Raw genomic sequence first — 8,431 nt, forward strand, 5'->3', positions numbered from 1 at the left:
GTCGAGGCACTGGCCGGCCCGCCGTTCCGCTGGTGACGTCCTCCGTCTCCTCGACCAGCCCCTGCTGCGCCACGAGGCGGCGGAAGTTCTGCTTGTGCAGCGGCGTGCCGGCCAGTGCCTCGACCGTGCGCTGAAGCTGGAGCAGGGTGAAGGCCGGCGGCATCAACTCGAACACGACCGGGCGGTACTTGATCTTGCCGCGCATCCGCCCGATCGCGGTGGCGAGGACCCGGCGGTGATCGAAGGCCATCGGCACCCCCGTCGGGTCGTTCGGCTGCGCCTGGCCCGCATTGCCCTGAGCCTCCGGAATCAGCCCGGCCTCGAACAGCAATTCGTAGCGCTCCAGAACCCGCTCGTCGCTCCAGGTGCCGCCGCCGAGCCCGAAGGTGAGCCCGAGCCGGTCGGCGCGCAGGCGGCGCAGCTTCGCCTCGGCCGGCTCCGCGGCCCAGGCCTCGAGTCGCGCCGCGATCGCGTCGAGTTGCGGCGGGCGGCTGCGGCGGAAATCCTCGTAGGGAAGGTAGCGGTACCAGTTCTGCCACGCCGCCTCGGCGAGCCCTGCCGGGCGCTCCTCGCGCACCAGGGCGAGGTAGGCGACGGAGAGCGAGTGCATGCCGCCGCCGCCGTCGCCTGAGCGGTCGCGGTCGCCGAAGGTGTAGAGCTGCTCGACATAGCCGAGGCGCTGGTGCGTCTGCCGCTCGACCCAGGCGCGCAGGCCGCGCTCCAGTGTGGCGTGTTCGGAGACGAGCGGACCGGCGGGCAGGCCGTCGCCGCGCCCCGGCGCCTGTCCGGGCACCCGGACGGTCAGGGCGCGCGGCTCGCCCTCGGTCGCCGCGACGATCACCGCGACGAGGCCGACGGAGGAGGGGTTCTCCACCGTGCGGGGAGGCTCGCGCCCCTCCGTGAACCGTACGCTCTCGACTCCGGACATGCTCGACATCGACAGGGAACGCGCAGGGCGAGACCTGCGAAGCTCTTAGCCGTACTTTGCCGGGTGGCGTCAACAAAGCGCAGGGCCAGCCTTGCAAAGCGCTCCCGCGCGAACCAAACCGCCCGAGGGTGCCGGGCGGCCGGGTCCCGCACGTTTCCCACAGCCAGCCCGCAGGAAGGCCGCGATGCACGTCAGCCCCCCCGTCGATCTGAGACTCTACGGGCTTCTCGACGTCGGCGTCTGCGGCGGCGACGGCGCGCGACTGGCCGCTATGGCGGCCGCCGCCGCGGCGGGCGGCTGTACCCTGCTCCAGTACCGCGAGAAGGATATCCCGGACGCTCGGGCCGCCCTGGCGCGGATCCGCGCGATCCGGGCGGCGCTCGGCGGCCGTGTGCCGCTCCTCGTCAACGACCGGGTCGATCTGGCGCTCGCGGCGGGCGCCGAGGGCGTGCACCTCGGCCAGAGCGACATGCACCCGTCCGACGCGCGGGCGCTCCTCGGCGCGGGCGCCATCGTCGGCCTCACCCTGAAGACCGCCGCGCAGGCGGACGAACTCTACCGTCTCCCGGTCGATTACGCCTGCATCGGCGGCGTCTTCGCGACTGGCAGCAAGGACAATCCCGATCCGCCGGTCGGCCTCGAAGGACTCACGCGCATCGTCTTCCGCGGTCGCCTTGCCCGGGGGGCCGCCTTCCCGCTCGGCGCCATCGCGGGGATCGATTCGAGCAACGCGGCCGCGGTGATCGCGGCGGGGGCCGACGGCATCGCGGTGATCTCGGCGCTGTTCGGCGCCGAGGCGGTCGAGGGCCGCGCGCGGGACCTGCGCGCCCGCGTGGACGTGGCACTCGCCGAGCGGGGCGCGCGATGATCGCCCTCACCATCGCGGGCTCGGATTCCGGCGGCGGTGCCGGCATCCAGGCCGACCTCAAGACCTTCTCGGCGCTCGGCGTCTACGGCGCCAGCGTGATCACTGCGCTGACCGCCCAGAACACGCTGGGCGTCCAGGCGATCCACGACGTGCCGCCGGATTTCGTCGGGGCCCAGTGCGACAGCGTCTTCTCCGACCTCGCGGTCGCCGCCGTGAAGATCGGCATGCTCGCGCGCGCGCGCGTGATCGACGCGGTAGCGGACGCGCTCGCGCGCCACGCCGCCGCGATCCCGGTCGTCCTCGATCCGGTGATGGTGGCCACGAGCGGCGACCGGCTCGTCGGCGACGACGCGGCGGCGGCGCTCCGGAGCACCCTCATGCCCCGGGCCGACCTGATCACCCCGAACCTGCCTGAGGCCGCAGCCCTCCTCGACGAGCCCGTGGCGAAGAGCGAGGCGGAGGCGGAAGCACAGGGCCGGCGGCTCGTCGGACTCGGCGCGCGGGCGGTCCTGATCAAGGGCGGCCATGCCGGGGGCAGCGAGAGCGTCGATCTTCTGGTGACGCAGGCCGGCATCCGGCGCTTCTCCGCGCCGCGCGCGCCCACGCGCAACACACACGGCACCGGCTGCACCCTGTCCGCAGCGGTCGCCGCCGGCCTCGCCCGTGGGCTCGCCCTGCCGGAGGCGGTCGAGGCGGCCAAGGCCTACGTGAGCGGCGCGATCGCGGCGGCCGACCGGCTGGCGATCGGCGCCGGGCACGGACCGGTCCACCACTTCTTCGCGCAGTGGCGGTGAGGCCGGCTCCCTCGCCTGGACGCCGGGGGGACGTTTGAACTATCGTACGTTCGTTCGAAGAACGGAACGAAGTGCGGGTTGTCGGCGGTCATGCAGGAACAGGCGGAACGGATCGAACGGGGTCGCACGCGCGACCTGCTCACCGGCGCCCAGGCCCTGTCGGGCCAGCTCGGCAAGACGATCCAGCGGCTGCGCAAGGCCTACAACCTCTCGCTTTCGGAACTCGCCGAGCAATCGGGCGTGGCGAAATCGATCATCAGCCAGATCGAGCGCAACGAAACCAACCCGACGCTGGCCACGATCTGGCGCCTGAGCCAGGCACTGGACGTCTCGATCGAGCGGGTGCTGGCGACCAACGACGAGGAGCCCTTCATCGAGAAGGCCTCCCGAGCGGACACGCCGATCCTCGTCTCGGAGGACGGGCGGGTGCGCCTCGCCATCATCGGCTGGGTCAAAACGATCGAGTGGCTGCAATGGTACGACGTCTCGGCCGATCCCGGCGGCGTGCTCGATTCCGACCCGCACCAGCGCGGCTCCGTCGAGTCGCTGTCGGTCCGCGAGGGCGTGTTCGAGGTCGAGGTCGCGGGCGTCGTGCAGACTGCGCGAGCGGGCGAGACCCTGCGCTACCGCTGCGACCGGCCGCACACGGTCCGCTGCGTCGGCGAGTTGCAGGGCCGCGCCACGATGGTGGTGATCATGAAGGCCGCGGTGATGGAGTAGGGGGCCCACCCCTCTCGATCGGGGCTCAGCGCCCGCTATTCACCCAGCGCACCACGTCGGCGAGCACAGTCCCCAGCGCCGCGTCGAGCGCCGCCGCGCCGTTGCCGGCATTGACCGCCTTGACGGGCACGCGCGCCGTGAAGACCCGGGCGGCGGTGACGCGGCCGGTGCCTTCCGCGATCAGCTTGGCCGAGAGATCGACCACCGCTTCGCCGGTGCCGGCGGAGACGTCGAAGGCGCGGATCTCGCTGATGAGCTGGTAGTCGGACGCCACCTTGTCGCTCGGCCGGCTGACCGAACGCAGGCGGCCGGAATTCTCCAGGCTCTGGATGAGACGCGTCTGGATCAGGCGCGGCAGACGGTCGGCCCACTGCCCGCCGCCGAGGAACGAGAGGGAGCCGCCGGGCTCGCGCACGATGATCCGGTCGGATTCGAAGGGCTGGATCCCGACGGGCTCGGCGACCACGATCGCGCGCCCCGCCATGGCGGGGCGGCCCGAAGGGGGGAGGGCGGCGAGATCGAAGGTGAGCGGCGCGCCGCCGCCGCCGCAGCCGCCGAGGAGCGGCGCGACCAGCGCGGCGGCCAGCGCGAGGGCCGGGAGGTTCTGCGTCATCCGGATTACCTAGCGGGATACCGGGGGCACCTGTGGACGGGCGCCGCACCGGCTGCAAGCTGTGCCATATAACGGCCCGGATTCACCGCCGGTGCCGTGCGTGCGGACACATGAGGCCGCACCGGGCCGGCTCTAACGGCCACCGTTGTATTCGGGCAACGACGGCTTGCCACCGAAGATGACCTGCGAGGGGTCGCGCTCGAGGCTCTTCACCGTGCGGTTCAGGGCGCCGAGCGTGCGCTGGCCGTCCGTGGACAGGGCCTCGACCTCGCGCCTGCCCGAGCCGGAGAGCCGGTTGAAGCTCGTCGCGATGTTGGCGGTGCGCTTGTCGAGGTTCTCCGATAGCGTCCGGAAGGCGCGGCCCGCGTCACGCACCGAGATCGCCGCCTCGCGCACCTCCGTGAAGGTGGAGGAGCCCTGCTGGCCGGAGGCCGAGCCGAGGAAGCCCTCGGCGCCCTTCAGCACGCCGTCGATGCGATCGGCCGAGGCACTCAGCTTGGCCGCCAGCGCCCGCGCGTCGTGCAGGCCGGCCTCGATGTCGGGGCTGGCATTCGCGAGCGCGCCCGAGAAGCGGTCGGCATTCTGGATGACGTGGTTCAGGCGCTCGCCGTCCACCGCCTTGACGAGGCCGGCGATCGAGGGACCGGCATCGGCCAGCGTCTTCGAGAAGGCCTCGACGTTGGCGAGCGTGCGGTTGATCGCGCCCTCGTTGCCGGCCACCACCTTGTCGAGGCGCTGGAGCACGTCGTCGGCGCGCTGGGCGATCTGCTTGGCCGCCGCCATCATGTCCTGGATATCGGAGGAATCGGCGAAGATCGTCGGCGGCTCGCCGTTCTGGCCGGGCTTCAGCGCGGGCGCGTCGGCGTTGCCGCCCGAGAGCGCGATCACCGAGACGCCGGTCAGCATCGCCGAATCGAGGCGGGCACGGGTGTCAGCGCGCAAGGGGGTCGCGGGCTCGACCTTGATCTGCGCGATCACGCGCCGCGGGTCCTGCGGCAGCAGGCTCACCTCCGTGACCTCGCCGACCTTGATGCCGTTGAAGGTCACGCTGGAGCCGCGCGACAGGCCGCCGACGCTGCCCGAGAACACGATCCGCACGCCCTGCGCGACCTGACGGGAGGAGCCGCCCGAGAGCCAGAACACGAAGCCGAAGCCGGCCAGGATCACCGCGAGGGTGAAGGCGCCGATGAGGGCGTAGTTCGCGCGCGTCTCCATGCTCAGCCTTTCATCCGAAGGTCGCGGACGGCGCGGTGCGGGGCCGCACGAAGCGCGGCATTCATCGGATCACACATGGACGTCACCCCCCGTGACGATCGCGCGGGCGCGCTTCCCGTGGAAGTAGGAGCGCAGCCAAGGGTGGTCGTGGGCCAGCATCTGGTCGATGGACCCCGCCGCGATGATCTGGCCATCGCCGAGCGCCGCGATGCGGTCGCAGGCGGTGTAGAGGCTGTCGAGGTCGTGCGTCACCATGAAGACGGTGAGGCCGAGGGTGCGCTTCAGCGTCGCGACGAGGTCGTCGAACTCGCCCGCGCCGATCGGGTCGAGGCCCGAGGTCGGCTCGTCGAGGAACAGGATCTCGGGGTCGAGCGCCAGCGAGCGGGCGAGCGCCGCGCGCTTGATCATGCCGCCCGACAGTTCCGACGGGTACTTGTCGGCGGCCTCGGGCTTCAGGCCGACCATCTCGATCTTCAGCCGGGCGAACTCGTCGAGCAGGCGCTCGGAGAGGTTCAGGTGCTCCCGCATCGGCACCTGGATGTTCTGCTTGACGGTGAGCGCCGAGAACAGCGCCCCGTGCTGGAACAGCACGCCCCACCGCTGCTCGACACGGCGGCGCTCGGCGAGGCTCATCCCGTCCATGTCCTGGCCGAAGACCCGGATCGTGCCGGAGCGCTTCGGGATGAGGCCCAGGATGGTGCGGGTGAGGACCGACTTGCCCTGGCCCGAGGGGCCGACGAAGCCCATGATCTCGCCCCGGCGGATATCGAGGTCGAGGCCCTTCAGGATCGTGCGGTCGCGAAAGCCCACGACGAGGTCGCGTACGCTGATGATCGGCTCGGGCTGTGGGGAGGTCGCCTGCACGCTCGCCTCAGAAATCGATGGCCGCGAAGAAGACCGCGAACAGGCCGTCCAGCACGATCACCATGAAGATCGACTTGACCACCGAGGCGGTGACGTGGCGCCCGAGCGATTCGGCCGATCCCTCCACGGCGAAGCCCTCGATCGTCGCGATGATGCCGATGACGAGGGCCATGAAGGGCGCCTTGATCAGGCCGACGAAGACGTGGTGCAGGCCAACCGCCGCCTGAAGCCGGGCGAGGAACTGGTCGACGGTCAGCCCGCCATAAAGCATCGCCGTCAGCCCGCCGCCGAGCAGCGCCGAGAGCGCGCCGATCAGCGTCAGCATCGGCAGCCCGACGACGAGGGCCAGGATGCGCGGCACGATCAGGACCTCGACCGGGTCGAGGCCCATGACGCGCAGCGCATCGACCTCCTCGCGCATGCGCATCGAGCCGATCTCGGCGGTGAAGGCCGAGCCGGAGCGGCCCGCCACCATGATCGAGGTGAGCAGCACGCCGAGCTCGCGCAGGATCAGGAGGCCGATCAGGTTGACCACGAAGGTCTGCGCGCCGAAGCGCTGCAGCTGGAAGATGCCCTGCTGGGCGACGATGCCGCCGACGAGGAACGAGATCAGCACGATGATGGGCGCGCCGCTCAAGGCGACCTGCTCGACCTGGTTGACGAAGGCGCTGGTGCGGAAGCTGCGCGGACGGGCCGCGACGCGCCCGCAGGCCGCCACCACCTCGCCCAGGAAGGCGACGCCCGTGACGAGGTCCTGGCCGGCGCCCACCACGCGCCGGCCGAGCCCGTCGAGGGCGCCGTGGATCCGGCCCATCGGCGCGCCCGCGCCTACCTCCGGCTCGCGCAGCGACATCTCGCCGAGCAGGATGCGGTACTCGGGCGTGGCGCCCGCGTAACTCAGGCGCCCGCCCGCGGCCTCGATCTCGGCCCGCGTCCGCTCCAGGACCCAGGCGCCCAGCGTGTCCAGCCGCTCGATCGGCGCGAGATCGACGACGACCGCGCGCCCGGCCGCCGCCTCGGCGATGCGCCGGACCGCGAGCTCGACGGAGGCACCCCGGTCGGCCGTCCAGCGGCCGGCGAGCGCGAGGCGGCCGTCCGCGACGTCCGAGACGCGCGCGGCCGAGACATCCTCGACGTTCCGGGTCCGTGCGACGCTCAGCACGCGCGGCCTCCGCTGGCTGCCCCTCGGGCTCTCGTGTTCATCACGCCGCCCTTCCTGCGCCCCTGTTATGACGAGATTAGGGTTACGCTCCGGTGTTCATTCCTGGGCCGCGCGTGCCCTGGCGCACATGCCGACGCGCGGCCATCGCCGTGAGCGCGAGCCCGGCGACCGCGAGCGGCGCCATCAACGCGAAGGCGAGGGGGCCCCCGGCCCGATAGGCGAAGCCGGTGAGGATCGTGGCGCTGGCCGAGACCGTGGCGTTCACGGCGCTCAGCGTCCCCTGGGCGCGGCCGCGGGCGCCCTCGGGCGCGAAGCCCGAAACCGCCGCCATCGCGCCGAGCTGGGTCGCCCCGAACGTGAAGCCGTGCAGCGCCTGGAGTGCGACGAGGGCCGGCAGCCAGTCGCCGAGGGCGTAGAGCCCGAGCGACCGCACCAGCGCGGCGGTCCCCCCCATGGCGAGCAGCCGGAACGGCGTGCGCCAGCGCCCGGGCAGGCGCCCGATCAGGGCGAAGAGCAGGATCTCCGAGAGCACGCCGACGCCCCAGAGGCCGCCCACCGTCGCGGTCGACAGGCCCTGGCCGGTCCAGTGGATGCTGCCGAAGCTGTAGATCGCCGCATGGCTCGCCTGGATCGCGGCGGCCGCGCCGATGCAGAGCCAGAGACGGCCCGGCAGAGGGGGCCGGGCGCCCCCGATCGCGCGTGCGGGCGCGGGGGCCACGTCCCGGCTCGCGTAGGCGACGCCGCTGGCCACGAGCGCGAGGCCGGTGAGCAGAAGCGGCACCGCGACCTGCCCGCCGAGCCCGCCGAGCAGGGCGCCGCCCGCGAGGTTGGCCACGAGAAATGCCACCGAGCCCGCCATGCGGATGCGGGCGTAGTCGAGCCGCGGCCGGGCGCGCACGGCGGCCAGCGTCAGGTAGTCGATGCTCGGCACGAGCGGCGCGCCGGCCACCGCGTTCAGCACCGTCAGCGCGGCGAGCAGCCCCCAGCCCAGAGGCGCGGCCGCCGGCATCAGCCCGTAGGTCAGCGCCAGCCCGAGGCTCCCGGCGAGCAGCAGCGCGCGGGCGCCGACGCCGCGGTCGATCAGGCTCATCAGCGGCGCGGTCGCGACGATGCGGGTGGCGATCGGCAGGGCGAGCAGCAGCCCGATCACGGCCGGGTCGAGACCGAGCGCGTCGAGCCAGACCGGCATGAACGGCATGGCGATGCCGATCTCGACGAAGACCACGGCGTAGAGCAGCGCGAGGCGCGGCGCGCCGGTCTCGGCGGG

At 72.5% G+C, this 8,431-nt stretch carries 9 protein-coding genes; 3 read left to right on the forward strand and 6 right to left on the reverse strand.

Annotated elements, in window-relative coordinates:
- On the reverse strand, positions 1–928 hold a 928-nt coding region (locus AX737_RS11425), incomplete at its 3' end, for a hypothetical protein (protein WP_245293427.1).
- Positions 929–1,112: 184 nt separating this feature from the next.
- On the opposite strand from AX737_RS11425, the gene thiE reads away from it, so the two are divergent.
- The 3 genes from thiE (at position 1,113) to AX737_RS11440 (ending at position 3,310) form a co-directional block, all read left to right on the forward strand.
- Positions 1,113–1,796: a thiamine phosphate synthase gene (gene thiE / locus AX737_RS11430; protein WP_066921411.1), complete on the forward strand. Its 684-nt coding sequence runs from the start codon at positions 1,113–1,115 to the stop codon at positions 1,794–1,796.
- Entirely contained in the window at positions 1,793–2,590 is a 798-nt protein-coding gene (gene thiD, locus AX737_RS11435) for a bifunctional hydroxymethylpyrimidine kinase/phosphomethylpyrimidine kinase (protein WP_066921412.1), read from the forward strand. The genes thiE and thiD overlap by 4 nt, the downstream gene beginning before the upstream one ends.
- A 90-nt stretch (positions 2,591–2,680) precedes the next feature.
- Positions 2,681–3,310 carry an XRE family transcriptional regulator gene (locus tag AX737_RS11440; RefSeq protein ID WP_066921425.1) on the forward strand — a complete coding sequence of 210 codons (630 nt, stop codon included), beginning with the start codon at positions 2,681–2,683 and terminating at the stop codon, positions 3,308–3,310.
- 25 nt (positions 3,311–3,335) lie between these two features.
- On the opposite strand, the gene AX737_RS11445 is transcribed toward AX737_RS11440, so the two are convergent.
- The 5 genes from AX737_RS11445 to AX737_RS11465 form a co-directional block, all read right to left on the reverse strand.
- Positions 3,336–3,923, reverse strand: a complete 588-nt coding sequence (locus AX737_RS11445; protein WP_066921415.1) for an ABC-type transport auxiliary lipoprotein family protein — start codon at positions 3,921–3,923, stop codon at positions 3,336–3,338.
- Between the two features lie 132 nt (positions 3,924–4,055).
- Positions 4,056–5,138: an MlaD family protein gene (locus AX737_RS11450; protein WP_066921417.1), complete on the reverse strand. Its 1,083-nt coding sequence runs from the start codon at positions 5,136–5,138 to the stop codon at positions 4,056–4,058.
- A gap of 69 nt (positions 5,139–5,207) precedes the next feature.
- The gene (locus AX737_RS11455) at positions 5,208–6,002 is read right to left on the reverse strand and encodes an ABC transporter ATP-binding protein (protein ID WP_238230547.1); all 795 of its coding nucleotides are present in this window, start codon (positions 6,000–6,002) and stop codon (positions 5,208–5,210) included.
- Between the two features lie 7 nt (positions 6,003–6,009).
- Positions 6,010–7,161 (reverse strand): MlaE family lipid ABC transporter permease subunit, encoded by a 1,152-nt coding sequence (locus AX737_RS11460; protein WP_066921427.1) that lies wholly within the window; start codon positions 7,159–7,161, stop codon positions 6,010–6,012.
- 85 nt (positions 7,162–7,246) lie between these two features.
- Complete coding sequence (locus AX737_RS11465) at positions 7,247–8,401, reverse strand: MFS transporter (RefSeq protein ID WP_245293428.1); 1,155 nt, start codon at positions 8,399–8,401, stop codon at positions 7,247–7,249.
- Positions 8,402–8,431 lie beyond the last annotated feature (30 nt).

This window comes from Methylobacterium sp. CCH5-D2, assembly GCF_001556475.1.
Lineage (GTDB): Bacteria > Pseudomonadota > Alphaproteobacteria > Rhizobiales > Beijerinckiaceae > Methylobacterium > Methylobacterium hispanicum.